Annotated in this window: 12 protein-coding genes; 1 reads left to right on the forward strand and 11 read right to left on the reverse strand. The window is 45.2% G+C overall.

Annotation, left to right across the window (positions count from 1 at the left end; all coding sequences use genetic code 11):
* Positions 1–112 precede the first annotated feature (112 nt).
* Positions 113–955, forward strand: coding sequence for a universal stress protein (locus tag NI464_RS04280; protein ID WP_004279943.1), 843 nt, complete (start codon positions 113–115; stop codon positions 953–955).
* 168 nt (positions 956–1,123) lie between these two features.
* On the opposite strand, the gene NI464_RS04285 is transcribed toward NI464_RS04280, so the two are convergent.
* From NI464_RS04285 to NI464_RS04335, 11 genes are all read right to left on the reverse strand, one after another.
* Entirely contained in the window at positions 1,124–1,789 is a 666-nt protein-coding gene (locus tag NI464_RS04285; RefSeq protein WP_004646686.1) for an O-methyltransferase, read from the reverse strand.
* 132 nt (positions 1,790–1,921) lie between these two features.
* The gene (locus NI464_RS04290; protein ID WP_004279938.1) at positions 1,922–2,641 is read right to left on the reverse strand and encodes a D-Ala-D-Ala carboxypeptidase family metallohydrolase; all 720 of its coding nucleotides are present in this window, start codon (positions 2,639–2,641) and stop codon (positions 1,922–1,924) included.
* A 137-nt stretch (positions 2,642–2,778) separates the two neighbouring features.
* Positions 2,779–3,102 carry a ferredoxin FdxA gene (fdxA, locus tag NI464_RS04295; RefSeq protein ID WP_004279936.1) on the reverse strand — a complete coding sequence of 108 codons (324 nt, stop codon included), beginning with the start codon at positions 3,100–3,102 and terminating at the stop codon, positions 2,779–2,781.
* 204 nt (positions 3,103–3,306) lie between these two features.
* Positions 3,307–5,940, reverse strand: a complete 2,634-nt coding sequence (mutS, locus tag NI464_RS04300; protein WP_253137828.1) for a DNA mismatch repair protein MutS — start codon at positions 5,938–5,940, stop codon at positions 3,307–3,309.
* 335 nt (positions 5,941–6,275) lie between these two features.
* Positions 6,276–8,282 (reverse strand): esterase/lipase family protein, encoded by a 2,007-nt coding sequence (locus tag NI464_RS04305; protein WP_253137829.1) that lies wholly within the window; start codon positions 8,280–8,282, stop codon positions 6,276–6,278.
* 120 nt (positions 8,283–8,402) lie between these two features.
* A complete protein-coding gene (locus NI464_RS04310; RefSeq protein ID WP_253137830.1) occupies positions 8,403–9,353 on the reverse strand; it encodes an ABUW_2363 family tetratricopeptide repeat lipoprotein in 951 nt (316 codons plus the stop codon).
* Positions 9,354–9,470: 117 nt separating this feature from the next.
* The gene (gene cysE, locus NI464_RS04315) at positions 9,471–10,280 is read right to left on the reverse strand and encodes a serine O-acetyltransferase (protein ID WP_004279928.1); all 810 of its coding nucleotides are present in this window, start codon (positions 10,278–10,280) and stop codon (positions 9,471–9,473) included.
* On the reverse strand, positions 10,280–11,128 hold the full coding sequence (locus tag NI464_RS04320; protein ID WP_004279927.1) for an RNA methyltransferase: 849 nt from the start codon (positions 11,126–11,128) through the stop codon (positions 10,280–10,282). Before NI464_RS04320 ends, cysE begins: the two co-directional genes overlap by 1 nt.
* A gap of 37 nt (positions 11,129–11,165) precedes the next feature.
* Positions 11,166–14,738: a DNA polymerase III subunit alpha gene (gene dnaE, locus NI464_RS04325; protein ID WP_253137831.1), complete on the reverse strand. Its 3,573-nt coding sequence runs from the start codon at positions 14,736–14,738 to the stop codon at positions 11,166–11,168.
* 359 nt (positions 14,739–15,097) lie between these two features.
* Entirely contained in the window at positions 15,098–15,793 is a 696-nt protein-coding gene (locus tag NI464_RS04330; protein WP_253137832.1) for a methionine ABC transporter permease, read from the reverse strand.
* Positions 15,790–16,815: a methionine ABC transporter ATP-binding protein gene (locus NI464_RS04335; RefSeq protein WP_071852172.1), complete on the reverse strand. Its 1,026-nt coding sequence runs from the start codon at positions 16,813–16,815 to the stop codon at positions 15,790–15,792. Before NI464_RS04335 ends, NI464_RS04330 begins: the two co-directional genes overlap by 4 nt.
* Positions 16,816–16,863: the final 48 nt, after the last annotated feature.

The raw sequence follows: 16,863 nt of genomic DNA on the forward strand, positions 1-16,863 counted from the left end.
AGTTAACATATTTCAAGTCAAGCCTTACAGATTTCGCTGCACATTTTTGAATGCTTATGCTAAGTTAAAAATAACTAAGAAATTTTTATCATAAATAGAAGAGAGGCTAAACATGAAACGTGTCATCGCCTGCATCGACTCATCGCCATGTATAAACGCGCTGGCAGACGCGGCGGCATGGATTGCCAAACAGACTGGCCGTGAACTGGTCCTGTTACAGGTTTTGGATTATTACCCGGCCAGTTATCATCTGGGGGAAATCAGTGGAGTGATCGGCTTTGAAAGTAATGCCATGTTACTCAAAGAACTGGCCGAGCTTGAACAAAAACAAAGTGAAATTGCGCTGGATTATAGCAATAACCTGCTGCAACACATTTCCGAGCGGATTCTGGCAGAACACGGTATTCAAACCACACATATTCAGGAAAAGGGTGATTTTCTGGAGCAAAGCTTCCAGATCCTGCAGCCTGATGATATCGCGGTGATTGGATTGCTTGGTGAACGCTCGGCTGAAAAAAACAAACCGATCGGTACCAATGTGGAAAATTTTATTCGTGGGGCCAATTGTACCGTGATGACTGTCGGAGAACAGTTTAAGCCGCCGACACGATTTATTTTCGCCTATGAATATTCACCGACCTGTATCAAGATGATGAAACGGATTGCGGAAAGTGATCTGCTGCGCTTATTGCAATGCCATTTGTTATATATCGGTGATCATGCTGAGATTCTGAATGAGCCTTTGCAATATTTAAATCAGGCTGGTTTAGATGTGGTGCCACAATACCGCTATGGCGATGTCGCAGAAAATATTTTGACCTATCAGCAGGAACTCGGAATTCAGCTGATCGTGTTGGGTGCATTTAGTCACAGTAAAATTCACCAGTTCTTTTTGGGCAGTATTGCGACCACGATTTTCCGGAATTCAAAAGTGCCTTTACTGGTTGCGAAGTGAGAATTGCATATAATAGCCAAGCGCGAAGTCTAATCGTAAATTGTTACAGCTTGATTTAAAAATGACCAGAGTTATCCTCATATATTGTGGATAACTCTGTGGTTAATATTTATAAGTTAATGTTATTTATGGTAAATATGTCATTGGGTGATTTTTGTTCTTCTTGTTTTATTTCACAATCGCGAGTGCAAAACCATCATGTCCTTTGCTGCCAACCGTTTGTAAAGCAGTGCATGACAAGATACGTGGATGATTTTGAAGCGCTTTAAACATGTCACGAATGCCTTCAATACTTGGTTTATTATTGTCCGGGTTAATGATTTCGCCAGCACGAATCACATTGTCCAGAAAAATAAGTGTACCTGAGTGCGACAGGTTTAAACTGAGTTCCAGATATTCCGGATAACTCTGTTTGTCTGCATCAATAAAGATGAAATCGAAAGCTTCCGTATCTTCAGGCAGGGCTTTAAGCACATCTGCTGCACGGCCGCATTTCAGTTCGACGGTCTGTTTAAGCTGCGCGCGATCAATATTTTCCTGACCCATTGCCGCATGGGTATCACGTCCTTCAATGGTCAGGATATAGCCATCATCCGGCAAAGCACGTGCCAGCCACATGGTGCTATATGCTGCAAATGTGCCGAGTTCCAGTATACGTTTACATTGGTTCATCTGGATTAGCATCTGCAACAACATGCCTTGGTTCGGTGCTACAGCCAGATGATCAGGAAAACCGTGCGCTGCGGTATTCTCAAGAGTTTGATTCAGAATAGGGTCTTCAGGAATTAAATGTGAATCAATGTAGTGATCAATGTCTGTCCACATTTGTTGCATAGTCTTAGCACCTCGATTGCGATGCGTGCATTTTAAACTTTTCGCGGCAGAGCGCAATTTATTGTTCTATAGGTGATGATTTTTTAGGCTTTACAATGTCCTGAATGAACTTTGTAGAGTGGTTGTCATGACTTAGTAATTACACATCGAGGAATTACGGCCTAAACTCGGTCCCCAGGTACGATAACCTTGGGTATCGATGTGGATTTGACCTGAAGCATACATGCCAAGTCCCATATTCAGACTTTGACCATGCTGTACCCAGAACTGACACAATTTGAACTTGGTATTTTCAATATAGCTATAATCTTGTGCCTGCGGATATTCAGGCCCAATCCGGAAATCGATGGCAGAGTTGTACAGATGGCGTGAAGAGTTGGCACCACCGGCACACTGGTTTAAAGGCAGGTCACGATAGACTGACGTGACTTCAAAATCAGTCAGTACATTGGCTGCAACCAGATATTTAAAGACTTTTAAAGTTGGGATCTGATTGGCCCATAATTCACGGCTTGGAATCATGTATTGGGAACGGCCACACTTGGCCCAATCACGTGCAGTACGCATCAATTCGAAACTCGGAATGATATTGCCAACCCCATGACGTTCCAGAAAAACCTCATATTCACGCACGCGTGACAAATTATCCAGTGCCGATACCCAGTGGGTATACACATAAGGCACAGTTTTTGGGTGGGCTTTACGATCGTATTGAACACGTTCTTGTGGAATGTAAATCCGTTTTCCAGCAGGTGTGGTGGCCTGTCCAGGTTGTTTTGTGGTCGTGGTACAGCCCACAAAAACAAGAGGAATTATACAAAGACTCAATAATCCCTTTAACAAGTTCTTCATTTATAGAAATCAGATATTTACAAAATAGCGCTATTTTAGACTAAATATAGGGAGAAATTTGGAGAATATTGCAATGAAATGTGTGCGTTGAGTATAAAAAAGATCAGCATTTGCTGATCTTTTAAAGTTTAAACTAATTACTTTTCAAGGTATTGTAATTTGTCTGCTTTGCCATTCCATTCTTCACGGTCTGCTGGCTGGTCACCAATTTGTGTGATATTTGGCCATTTTTGTGACAGGTCAGCATTCAGTTCAATAAAGACTTCCTGACCTTCTGGTAATTCGTCTTCAGAGAAAATTGCATTTGCCGGGCATTCAGGTTCGCATAACGCACAGTCGATACATTCGTCCGGGTTAATCACAAGGAAGTTAGGACCTTCATAGAAACAGTCTACAGGGCAAACTTCAACACAGTCTTGATATTTACATTTAATACAATTTTCAGTGACAACGAAGGTCATGGCGACAGCTACCTAAAAAATATGGTTCTAATTACGAATGCTGTATTTTAGGCAAAAACAGGGGGAACTAACAATTCCTTTTATTGATATTTGTTATATATAGGGCTGTTAAATTTGAAAAAAGGTCGCATACCGATGAATTACAGCATTCATCGGTATGTTCAGGACATCGACCCTATGCCAGATGAGGTCTAGGACCGAGAATTAACTTGGCTGTTTGATCAGGTCTTTGAGCGCATATAACTGCTGCAAGGCTTCACGCGGAGTTAAACTATCTACATCAATATCTTCGAGTAAGTCCAGTGCAGGCGATTCTTTTTCAATTTCGATGATACGTTCTATAGGCTCCATAACTTCAGGCATTGCAAACAGATCATGCTGCGGGCTCAGTGGCTTGGCCTGATGCTGTTTTTCCAGAATCTTTAAGCGGTTTTGCGCTTCTTTAATCACCGCAGCCGGAATGCCTGCCAATTTCGCGACTTGCAAGCCATGACTTTGACTGGCCGGGCCATGTTGCACCTTATGCAATAAAATCAGATTGCCATTCAGCTCTTTGGCCGTGACATGGTAGTTGTTAATGCCACTTTCCTTATCCAGTTCAGTCAGTTCGAAATAATGCGTGGCGAATAAACACAAACATTGAATGCGTTTCGTCAGATCTAGCACACAGGCCCAAGCCAGCGACAAGCCATCATAGGTACTGGTTCCACGGCCAACTTCATCCATGAGTACCAAAGAATGACTGGTGGCATGATGCAGGATTTGCGAGGTTTCGGTCATTTCCACCATAAAAGTCGATTTGCCGGTCGATAAATCATCGGCAGAGCCAATACGGGTGAAGACACGATCTACAGGGCCTAGGGTTGCAGCTTGCGCTGGAACATAAGCGCCACAATAAGCCAAGAGTACGATCAATGCAGTCTGGCGCATAAATGTAGATTTACCACCCATATTCGGGCCGGTAATGATGGCCATCCGATGGGAAAAATCCAGTCGCATATCGTTCGGAGTAAAGGCCGATTTACTGAGGGCTTCTACCACCGGATGCCGACCAGCAGTGATACTTACACCAACTTCAGGACTGAATTTTGGACGCGACCAGTTGCGTAAACGCGCCTGATGGGCAAAATTCGCAATCAGATCAATCTGGGCTATGGCGCTGCTCATCATCTGTAAATTGCCGATATCCTGACGCAGTTCATCCAGCAGCATTTCAAACAGCATTTTCTCACGGGCCAAAGCACGCGATTCGCTAGATAAGACTTTGTCTTCAAATGCTTTCAGTTCAGGGGTGATGTAGCGTTCGGCATTTTTCAGGGTTTGCCGGCGAATATAATGCTCGGGTGCTTGTTCGGCCTGTGCGCGGGTCAGTTCAATATAATAGCCACTGACGCGGTTGTAGCCAATTTTCAGTCCCGGAATTCCGCTTTGTTCACGCTCTTTAATTTCCAGATCAATCAGGAACTGGCTGGCATGATCACGAATCTGACGTAGTTCATCGAGTTCACTGTCAAAACCTTCGGCAATGACATTACCATCACGAAGCAGGACGGGCGGGTTTTCCACAATGGCGGACATCAGACGTTGATGTAGATCATGGACGTCGCCGAGTTCTTCATTGAGTTGTACTAAAAGTTTGGACTGTTGCTGACTGACAATCGGTTGCACGGCATGGCGTAAAAATGGAATTTGCGCGCAGGCCTGTCGCAATTGCACCAGATCACGTGGACGGGCACTGCCAAGCGCAATACGGCTCAGCACACGTTCAATATCGCTAATCTCTTTAAGGACCAGACGTACAGGCACTTCGTGGAAACCTTGCAGCAGGGCTTGAATGGCATCCAGGCGCTCATCCAGCAGCGCGGTATCGCGTAAAGGTTGCATCAGGGTGCGACTGAGCAAGCGTCCACCCATAGCAGTCTGGCAATCATTGATGAGCTGAAATAAGGATGTCCCATGTTCAAATAAAGGTTCGATCAGCTCCAAGTTACGGCGTGTCACCGGATCCAGCGCGATAAAATCAGAACTCTGTTCCAGCTGAATCGTACGGATATGCGGTAACGCAGTTTTCTGGGTTTCTTTGGCATAATGTATTAAAGCTGCAGCGGCTGCTTTGGCCAAAGGTAAATGATCAATCCCGAAACCTGAAAGCGTGCTGACGGCAAACTGGTCGCATAAGGTTTTTTGCGCATTGTTCAGGTTGAAGTCGACATCGGGACGTTTGGTGACCGAGATATCCAGTTGCTGTTTGAGTTGTTCGGTCAATGTCGGATCAGCGATATTTTCATCCAGCAGAATTTCGCTTGGCATCAAACGCGCCAGTTCAATCATAAGCTGGTTAAGATCATAATCTTGCTGCTGGACTTTAAATAAGCCAGCGCTGAGATCGAGAAGTGCAATGCCAATCTGCTGCTGTTGAATACATAACGCCACCAGGTTTGAGGTCTGATGGGCCCCAAGAAGCGCATCATCGGTCAGGGTGCCGGGTGTAATAATTCGCACCACACCACGCTCAACCGGTCCTTTGCCAGTAACCTCGCCGATCTGCTCGCAGATCACCACGGTTTCACCTTTTTTGACCAGACGTGCCAGATAACCTTCGGCTGCATGATAAGGCACGCCCGCCATAGGAATCGGCTGACCATTGGCTTTACCGCGATGGGTCAGGGTGATGCCTAAAATCTTGGCTGCCTTGTGTGCATCTTCAAAGAACAGTTCATAAAAATCACCCATACGATAGAACATCAATGAGTGCGGATGCTGCATTTTTACTGACATGTATTGCTGCATCATGGGCGTTAAGGTAGAAAGATCAGCCATAATTTCTGAACTGGTCATTAAAAATAAATCCTTTCAACAAGAGATAAATGCAAATACTGCTCAATAGGCTATGCAGGAAAATTTAAAGCACATTTTCAATCAGGCCAATCCAATATGGTTGAGCACAGGAGATCGAAAATGTGAAATGAATCTGCTGATTCAATTCAGCTTTAAAGCTGTATTGCAGCAAGTCTATCAAATTTAATTTTTAGAAAGAAATGAAATTCCAGATGAATCTTTAAGTCAGCGCTCAGATCTGTCGCTATGGCTTCTTATTCAGCATTATTTGCAATTTTAAAAAATAAACCACCGGATGCGAACATGCGGTGGCAAGTCTCAATCAAGACGATAGTTTATTCCGGATCATAAAGACCAAGATCGGTCAGATGTAATCTGAGAATCCGGCGTAATTCCAGTACGGCTTCAGGCGTTTCCTGAATCGAGTGGCCACCCTTAATGACTTTGCTAGATACAGCACCATTTAGGTAAGCACTCTCATATGAAACGATATCATCGCTCATGAGCTTGGTGTCTTGCGTATCTACGGTATTGCCGATAATCGAGTGAAATTTGATATCTTTAGAAGGCTGAATATCCTGGGTCAACGCCGTGAATTTTGAATTTTCACTCAGATCGCTTGGGCCATTTTGAATCAGGTCATGCCCCAGTTCTTTGACAAACTCGTTTAACCCGATCTGGCCTTGCAGGGTATCGGCAAAGGCACCCAAAAATGCACCCGGTATACGGATAATTTTACGGGCCAGTTTGGTATGCCAGCGGTCGGCATATTCTGTCCCACGATGTGGTGTCGCTAAGAAAATGGCCCGAGTGAAATTTGGAATAGGCCGCATTTGCAGGCGTGCTTTAAAGAGCGGGTTATCCTTAAATTGTGCAATGCGGGTATTTTGTACCAGCTTGAATGCATCTTGGGTAATATCGGCCTGACTGACCATTAAACGGGCAATCACACCTCCCATGCTATGTCCGACCAGTACCGCATCTTTTTTGGCTGGTGCATTGTTCGCAACCCGGGCAAAGCCTTGCTGAACCAGGGCATTAATTTGAAAACGGCTTTCCAGAATCGGCATATTGGTAGAATAAAATACCTGCCAGACCTGGAAATTTTCCCTTAATACCGGATCACCCATAATGTCGTTGGTCAGACGAATCCAGGCTTCAGGACTACTGGCCAAGCCATGAATCAATACCAGCACTTTCTTGTCCGGATTATAAGGTTCCAGCATATACAGATGCGGCATGCTCAGACTGTCTTCGCGATTAATCAGGGTCAGATAGGCTAAACGCCCCAGATTGTTCTCGGCCAGCCATAAGCCGTAAGGTGCAGAAAAGTTGGCGGCCAGCGCATATTCTTTCGAAGCCACTTTGATCTTTTCATGCTTATAAGGATCATAGAGTTTCAGGTGAAACTCCGAAGTAGATAAAATCTGTTCGGTCGAATTCGCTGATTTAGGCACAGCGGTAATGGTGGTCGCCAGATAGCGGGCTGAATGAATGTTTGGATTTTTACCATTTGGATAGTTGTGCTTGAGCGGATCGACAATATATTTTTTATCCTGCTCGGTTTGCTGTGCTTCAGGTAAGACCACTAAAAATTCTGAACCAAAACCATCACGGCGGGTGATGGAACGTAGGCCGGAAAAGTTCATATTATAGGTAGACATCAGCTGTTCAATGGTCTGGTTTTTCAGCTGCGGAAAATTTTCCAGATCAATGGTGTATACACTGTCACCGACCTGAATGCGCTGGCCGGACTGTTTGGTTTTATAACGTTCAGCATAGCGTTGAATCAGATGGGCAATCGCAAGGTTATAAAAGTCACGAATCTGAACCTGGCGGTTATCAAAAATACGCTCTTGCGGCGCACGCTCGGTTTTAAATAGATAGGCATAGCTATAACGAATGCTTTTATCCAGCATAGTGAGCTGCTGATCCAGACATTTCTGGATATTCTGCTTGTGTTGTTGCTGTTTTTCCGGTGATCGGGTTTTGTTTAAAACACCGGTGTTGCATTCGGCAGACTTGGCATTTTGTAAGGAGTTGGCTAGATATAATTCACTTGCTGTAGAAAGCAATTGTTCATCTAAAATCTGGGGAATACTTTTCAGATCTTCCACACATTCTTCGGGCTGATCAATACAGATCTGAGCTTCACGACCTGTCATGGACAACACATTCAGACTGGCTTCGCTAAGCTTGTCGCGGGTCAAGATGCTGTCACGCTCATTGTTCAGCGTGACATTAATCGCCTGTTCCTTAACACTGACCACCTGACAGCCGCTGAGTACGCTGGTGATGAGTAAAGTGCACAGCATTAATCTTTTATTTATTTTTTCGTGCATAAAACTTTTCACTGAATTCAAGTTATAAAGCGGGATAATGTTTTGTATTTTACTAATTTTTTCCCATAAAAATAGACCGCCGTAGCAGTCTATTTGTAATCAAATTGAAGCGAATCTTGATTATGGGGTCACCGGTGCTGTTGCTGGGTCTGTAGCCGGAGCGGGTGTTGATGTTTGCAAAATTTGCCAAACATTCCAGCGACCATTTTTCTCAATTTCCTGAATCAGACGGTCTGCTACTTCAGCTTCTTGCGGATATTTCACCTTATAGTTCGCCAAGGTTTGAGTGGCATTTTTTTTCTGTTCCAATGCAATATAGTTATTGGCTGCAGAAAGATAAGCCTCCTGAACGCCAGCTTTCATGGCTTTGTCCAGATAAGCGATGGCTTCACGTTGACCACCGCCTTCAGACAGACCAAAACCAAACCAGAAGTTGACTTCAGGATCATCCGGGTTAATTTTGAGAATACGCTGGGCATAGGTCAGGGAATTGGTGGTATAAACTGAACCCAGATCCAGGTTACGTGCCATCACGCTGGCTTTAAAAGCACGCATCAACACATCAAAAGAGGCATTTGGACGGGCCGCTAAAGTATCCAGTTGTCGGGTGACTTCACGTAGTTTGGCTTCAAAGCCACGGCGTTCCTGACGATCGCTGAAACGTGGTGGATAATGACGTGCCTTACCTTCGACCATTTGCAGGAAATCGTCAATTTCGGTGATATCGATTTCATTTGAATTGGCAAGTGCTGCATAACGCATTGCACGGGTATTGCTATCTACCACTGGAATAATCAGTTTATTCACATCCAGGGTCAATTGCTTGGATGGATCATTAGGATCCGTCACCACCATCTTGGTTACAGGCTGGGTCGCAGCCTTTTTCAAATGCACTTCAAATTCAGGCGGTTCATTATAATTGAATGGATTTAAAGCATAAAATGGTGGGGACAGTTCAGGCTCTACAAAAACCACTTGGTCTACAGGTTTCTCAGCAGATTTCTGAGGAGTGATCGAACACGCAGTAATTGTGAATGCTAAGCAAGCAAGTGCCAAGGGCTTAAAGGTCATAATAGTCATCCATTCTGTTATTTTTAAAACATCTATTCAAAAATTGCATGATCGTCAGTCTATGAAAACTATAACCATCATGCAAGTAAACCCGTGTTACAGAGTGAAGTGTGATATTCAGGCCTTGGATTGGCTGGTTTGCGCTTCACATTCACGGCGCGCTTCTTCCAGAATCTCCAACTCTTTTTTGCTCAAAGGCTGGCCATCCTGTTGCTGCTTGTTAAAGGTCGGATCTAACAAAGAAAGACGATTGCACAAGTTGTTCATGCGTTTTTCATTTTGCTGAATGCGATCCAGCAGAATCCGCATACCTTCTAAAATCGGATCAGACTGATCTTCAGTCGCGGCATAGGGCTGGAAACCGATACTTTCGGCATAGTCACGACGACGGGCTTCAGCATCATCTTTGGGTTTGTCTTTGGTAATAAAACGTGCCGGGTTGCCCACAGCTGTGGCGTTTTCAGGAACCGCTTTGGTAACGACCGCATTAGAACCGACTTTGGCATTTTTACCTACGGTAAATGGCCCAAGAATCTTGGCACCAGCACCGACTACCACGCCATCTTCTAGCGTTGGATGACGTTTACCTTTATTCCAGGTCGTTCCACCCAAAGTCACACCGTGATAAAGGGTGACATCATCGCCAATTTCAGCAGTTTCGCCAATTACGACACCCATACCGTGATCGATAAAGAAACGGCGGCCAATTTTTGCACCCGGATGGATTTCAATGCCCGTGGCAAACCGGCTAAACGAAGACAACGCACGCGCAGTTCCTTTACAGTCTTTGTTCCATAGCTCATGTGCCATGCGATGCATGATCAGCGCATGAATGCCAGGGTAAGTGGTTAAGACTTCTAAGGTATTGCGTGCTGCAGGATCGCGCGCAAAGACAGCTTGTATATCTTCTTTGAGCTGTTTTAGCATTAGATTTGATCCTCGTCCTGTGATGATGTGTGTGAAGATTTTTTCCAGGTACCGTTATTCAATGCCTGAACACGGCTGAAAATACCACGAAGTAAGTGATATTCCATACGATCTAATTGTATACGTCCGAAGAGACGACGCAAGCGTAAAGGCAATAATCTTGGATTTTTTGGATCCATAAATTCAATTTCTGCCAACATTTTTTCCAAGTGTGGATAGAACTGTTCCATCTGCGCATGATTGACCAAGGGTTCATCCCATTCCATTTCAATGCCATCAATGACTTGCATGGTCGCTTTAGCATCACGTGGTTGTTCAATTTGGCTCATCGTTGCCATGCGCATCTCATAGCAGATCACCTGAATCGCCTGAGCTACATTCAGTACGCCGTAGTCCGTATTCACAGGAATAGTCAGATGATAATTGGCCATCGCCAGTTCTTCATTGGTCAGACCACGGTCTTCGCGGCCAAATAGAATCGCGACTTCCTGCTGATCTTGTACCACGGCGGTCATGGCTTTTTCAGCGGCAGGGCGCACATCTAACAGCGGCCAGGGAATAGTACGGCTGCGTGCGCTGGTGCCGAATACAATCTGGCAGTCTTTAATGGCATCTTCAAGGGTTTCGACAATCTCGATCTGCTCGATCAGGTCAGTTGCACCCGCGGCCAGCGCGTCAATATCCGGATGCGGATAGGTTTTCGGTGCCACCAGAACCAGCTTGGACAAGCCCATGGTTTTCATGGCACGTAAGGCACTGCCGATATTGGCAGGTAAAGTGGTATTGACCATGACAATACGCACATGGGAGAGATGTGCTGAAACAGCAGCATTGTCAATTTGACTCATGAGGATTCCAATTTTAAGGTGTTTTAAAGATCAGGATTTATGAATATTGCGGCTGGGATTCAGCCTGATACAGCTCCAGTGCATCATCCATGCTCATGCCCGCAGGCGGCGGAGGAATATCCACCGGCTTGGCCTGTTCATAGGACACGGCTTTGGCAGCTTTGGACTTGACCTGATACTCAATATGCAAGGCTTCTTTACCAAAATAATCACGCAATTTGGCTAGGAGCTCATCCAGTGGGGCGACTTTCCAGTTGAGACCCAGATGCAGTTCAGTCGTGGCATACGGGTAATCCAGATATAGAATCACCGGAATATGTGCCGACATATCGACATTGCAATAAGGAGTCAGAGTCTGCTGCAAGTCACGGCTCAAGCTCTTGCTGAAATGCTCGGCTGTGAGGGTAATCTTGATGCTATTGGCACGTTTCTGGCGAATTTCATTCAGGCTAAATGCTTTGGTGAGGCGTCCCATCGGACGGTCAAAGCCTTCACGCTCATAAATTTCACCTTCAATCACCACCACTTTATCGAGCTGGATAATCTCTTTAAAGCGGTTGAAGCGTTCGTGATTGGCTGAAATCTCAATCCGTGCCGTACCATCATCCAGGGTCATCATCATTCGGTTCGGAAAGTTGGCAATATCCACCACCAATCCTGCAAACACGGTGTTCACGCCACGGCGGGTCGGCGTCAGCTCATTGATCTGACTAGGCACAAAGGCTTTCAGTTCATTGCGATACACATCAATCGGGTGGCCGGTTAAATACAGGCCAAGCGTGTCTTTCTCACCTTTCAGGCGAACTTCATCCGCCCAAGGTTTGACTGGCTTAGATGGCTTGCGCTGAACTTCTTCAACTTCGCCAAACAGGTCCATGATGCCGGTTTCACGATTGGAACGTGCCTGTTCCGCAGCTTGAACCGCTTCAGGCAGTTGCGCCATCAGGTCGGCACGGTCAATTCCCAAGCAATCCAGTGCACCTGAACGAATCAGTGCTTCCAGAGTACGCTTATTGATTTTTTTTAGGTCAATACGATGACAGAAATCAAACAAGTCACGGAATGGACCTTCTTGCGCACGCGAGTCAATCACCGACTGCATCGCCGCTTCACCGACGCCTTTGATCGCCCCCAGACCATAGACAATGGTTTGCTCATCGATAGCATGGAATTGATACAGCGACATATTCACTGACGGTGGTAAAACTTCCAGATTATTCTTGCGACAGTCATCAATCAGGAATACCACGTTGTCGGTGTTCTGCATCTCCGAGGTCAATACCGCAGACAGGAATTCCGCCGGATAATGTGCTTTCAGCCATGCGGTCTGGTAGGCAACCAAAGCATAGGCAGCAGCATGCGATTTGTTAAAACCATAGCCGGCGAACTTTTCCATGTAGTCGAAGATATGGTTGGCCGTGGCTTCATCAATGTCTTTTTTCGATGCACCTTCAATAAAGATCTGGCGCTGTTTGACCATTTCTTCCGGTTTTTTCTTACCCATGGCACGACGTAACAAGTCCGCGCCACCAAGGGTATAGCCGGCACAGTACTGTGCAGCCTGCATTACCTGTTCCTGATACACCATAATCCCGTAGGTGGGTTCTAGCACGCCTTCAAGCAATGGATGCAGATATTCAAAATCGCCACCATGCATCCGGTGGATAAAGTCAGGAATCAGATCCATCGGGCCTGGACGGTACAGCGATACGAAAGCAATAATTTCTTCAAACTTGCTCGGGCGTGCCTCTTTCAGCATCTTCTTCATGCCCACGGATTCAAACTGGAATACCGCGGTGGTGTTGGCATTGGCAAAGACCAGATATGCGTCTTTATCTTCAAGCGGGATATAAGCAATATCTAAAGGTTTATCCGCTTTGATGCGTTTATTGATATTTTTAACCGCATCTTCAATCACCGTCAGGTTACGCAAACCCAAGAAGTCAAACTTCACCAGACCTGCAGATTCGACATCGTCTTTATCGAACTGTGCCACGCGTCCGGTACCATCGGCATCACACATGACCGCAGAGAAATCGGTAATTTTGGTTGGCGAGATCACCACACCACCGGCGTGTTTACCGGTGTTTCGGGTAATACCTTCCAGTTTCAGCGCCATTTCCCAGATTTCGGCTGCATCGTCATGGTCTGGATTGGATGGATTGGTGACGATATCTTTAAGCTGGGGTTCAGCTTCTAGTGACTCAAGCAGGCTTAGACCTAAAGGCTTGGTCGGAATCATTTTCGAGATACGATCCGCCAAGCCATAAGATTTACCCAAAACGCGGGCAACATCACGAATCGCACCTTTGGCCGCCATAGTGCCGAATGTTGCAATCTGGGAGACCGCATCACGGCCATAGGTACGTGCTACATAGTCAATCACGCGGTCACGGCCTGCGATACAGAAATCGACGTCGAAGTCGGGCATCGAAACACGTTCCGGGTTCAGGAAACGTTCGAACAGCAGTTCATAACGCAGCGGGTCAAGATCGGTAATTTTTAAGCTATAGGCGACCAATGAACCTGCACCCGAACCACGGCCCGGACCGACCGGAACGCCGTTACTTTTCGACCACTGAATGAAGTCCATCACGATCAGGAAGTAGCCCGGGAATCCCATCGAGTTAATGATGTTAATCTCGTATTCGATACGCTCATCATAAGGCTTGCGGATTTCTGGCCAGTCTTCATCACGTTGTTCAGGCGGATACAGGAAATTCAGGCGTTCTTCCAGACCTTCTTTGGACAAGTGTGCAAAGAAGGTATCAATGGTATGACCTTCAGGAATCGGATAATCAGGCAGGAAGTATTTGCCCAGTTGCAGCGTCACATTACAGCGTTTGGCAATGTGATAGGTGTTCTCAATCGCAGATGGAATATCCGAGAACAGCGCCGTCATTTCTTCAGCAGATTTGAAATATTGTTCAGGTGAATAGGTTTTAGGGCGGCGGTTGTCACCAAGCACATAACCATCTGCAATACATACCCGTGCTTCATGCGCTTCATAATCTTCACGGGTCATGAAATGCACATCATTATGTGCGACCACACCGATATTGTATTTTTTTGCCAGCTTAACGGCTTCCAGAATAAAGTTATCTTCATCCGGACGATTGGTACGGGTCAGGGCAAGATAAACACGATTACCAAATTTTTCGACCCATTCTTCTAGCAGCGGTTCCGCTTTTTGCGGATTTGAACTCATCAGCATTTTGCCGACATCGGAATGCATGCCGAGCAGGGCAATCATGTCCTCAGGCTGATTTAAAATCCATTGTTTTTGAACGCAGGGAATATCCAATTGCTGGCCACTGATAAAGCCTTCAGATACTAATTCAGTCAAATTACGCCAGCCGGTATTGGTCATGGCCAATAAGGTCATGCGATGTTCGGCATCATTCAGGCGAATTTCGGAACCCAGAATCGGCTTGATGCCTTTGCTCAGACATTTGCCATAGAACTTGACGGCAGCATGCAGGTTAGAAAGATCCGTGAGCGCAAGGGCAGGCATCTGTTCTTCTTCGGCAGCTTTGACCAAGTCAGGTATCCGTACGATGGATTCAGTAATCGAAAATTCTGTATGAATACCAAGATGAACAAAGTGCATAGATGAGTCCCTGCTAAAACCATTGAATAGTTTAACATGGGATTTATTGTTTCAGTTTGAAATTGAGGGGAAATGGCTAACTTTTAGGTCAAGTTTGAATTTGATTTTTTAAGCTGATTATTTAGTTAGTTGTTAGAAGATATTTTCTTTTACTTTTGACGGGACAAAAGTAACAAAACCCCTTTGTTGATCTGATGGCACTTCCATGTGCCACAGACCAACGGGTGACTTCCTGTCGCCGTGGCACGTATCAAATAGTTGCAGGACTTTACTTTGAAATAATGAGAAAGGGTTCATAAGTATTAAAAACAATAAAACCCTCTTTTTAGAGGGCTTTATTCATACATAAAAAAACTAGCTTAACGAAGTTGGGATAACCAGTCACCGAGGCTTTGTACAATCTGCACCAGAATCAACAATACGATCACCGTCATGATGACTACAGAGGTATCAAAACGCTGATAACCATAAGAAATCGCTAAGTCACCAATACCACCCGCACCGACAGCACCGGCCATTGCCGTTGCACCAATCAAACTGATGGTAGCAGTAGTCAAGTTTAGAATGAGTGAGCTACGCGCTTCCGGCAGAATAAACTTAAAGATAATCTGCATTGGCGTCGCGCCCATCGCTTGGGCAGATTCGATAATACCCTCATTCACTTCGAGTAAAGATGTTTCAATCAGGCGACCAATGTATGGACCGACATAAATGGTTAATGGAACAATCGCTGCCCATGTACCAATCGATGTGCCGACAATTAACTTGGTCAGTGGAATGACTGCGATTAGCAGGATAATAAACGGCAGCGAACGTAGCGCATTCACAATCGGATTGAGACCGTGATAAATCACACGATTCGGCAGAATTCCATTCGGACGTGTTACCAACAGGGTAATCGCCTGAATAAAGCCCCAGATACAGCCAAATAGCATCGCGAAGAACACCATATGAAAGGTTTCTTGCAGCGCTGTCACAAACTGATCTATCGACAGGGAGCTTTTCCAGAACGGCGCAGTGATCGTTGTCAGCCACTGTACAATTAAATCTCTCATGCCTGTACTCCCGCCTGATCGACTTGTACGCCGTGTTGTTCAAGGAATTTTATTGCTGCTTGAATTTCTTGTACATCACCCAGTAGCTGAATAAACATCTGGCCAATCACCGTGCCATTAATTTCGGTCATATTGGCAAACAGAATATTTAAACTGATATCAAACTGTTTAATCACCGCTTGAATCACGGTTTCCTGTGCCGAGCTACCAAGGAATTTCAGGCAATAAATACTGTTGTGATTCTGGTTTTCCAGATTATTCAGAATATTGACTGGTAAATGCTGCTGTAATACGGTCTGAATAAAATTCTTGGTCGTCGGGTGCTGGGGCTGACTGAATATTTGTAAGGTACTGCCGGTTTCAATCACATCACCTTTTTCCATCACGGCGACATAATCACACACGGTTTCAATTACATCCATTTCATGGGTAACCATAACAATGGTGATGCCTTGTTCTTCATTAATTTTTTTAAGTAGCTGTAGAACAGATTTGGTGGTTTGTGGATCAAGTGCAGAAGTCGCTTCATCACAGAGTAAAATTTTTGGATGATTGGCAAGGGCACGGGCAATACCAACACGCTGCTTTTGACCGCCAGACAATTCATCTGGAAAAGCATGACGTTTATGTTTCAGGTCAATAAAGTCTAATAATTCTTCGAGGCGCTTTTCCCGTTCTGCCTTGCTCCAGCCTAGGAGTTTCATGGGCATTTCGATATTGGCTGCCACGGTTTTGGTTTGCATTAAATTGAAATGCTGGAAAATCATGCCGATGCTGGCACGTTCTTGACGCAATGCTTTGGCATCCAGTGCGGTAAAATCTGTTCCGTTAATGATAATCCGGCCTGAGCTTGGGCGCTCAAGCAGGTTGATCAGACGGATGAGGGTGCTTTTACCGGCACCACTATAACCGATGATGCCAAAAATACTGCCGGTTGGAATCTGAAGATTAATCTGATTCAAGGCATGCAAGGTTTGACCCTTAAGCTCATACTGTTTTGAAATATCTTTAAATTCAATCATAGTGTCAAAAACTGCATCACGGATAAAAAAACAGGCAAGAAATCGTCC

Source organism: Acinetobacter lwoffii (assembly GCF_024129685.1).
In the GTDB taxonomy this organism is placed as follows: domain Bacteria; phylum Pseudomonadota; class Gammaproteobacteria; order Pseudomonadales; family Moraxellaceae; genus Acinetobacter; species Acinetobacter lwoffii_X.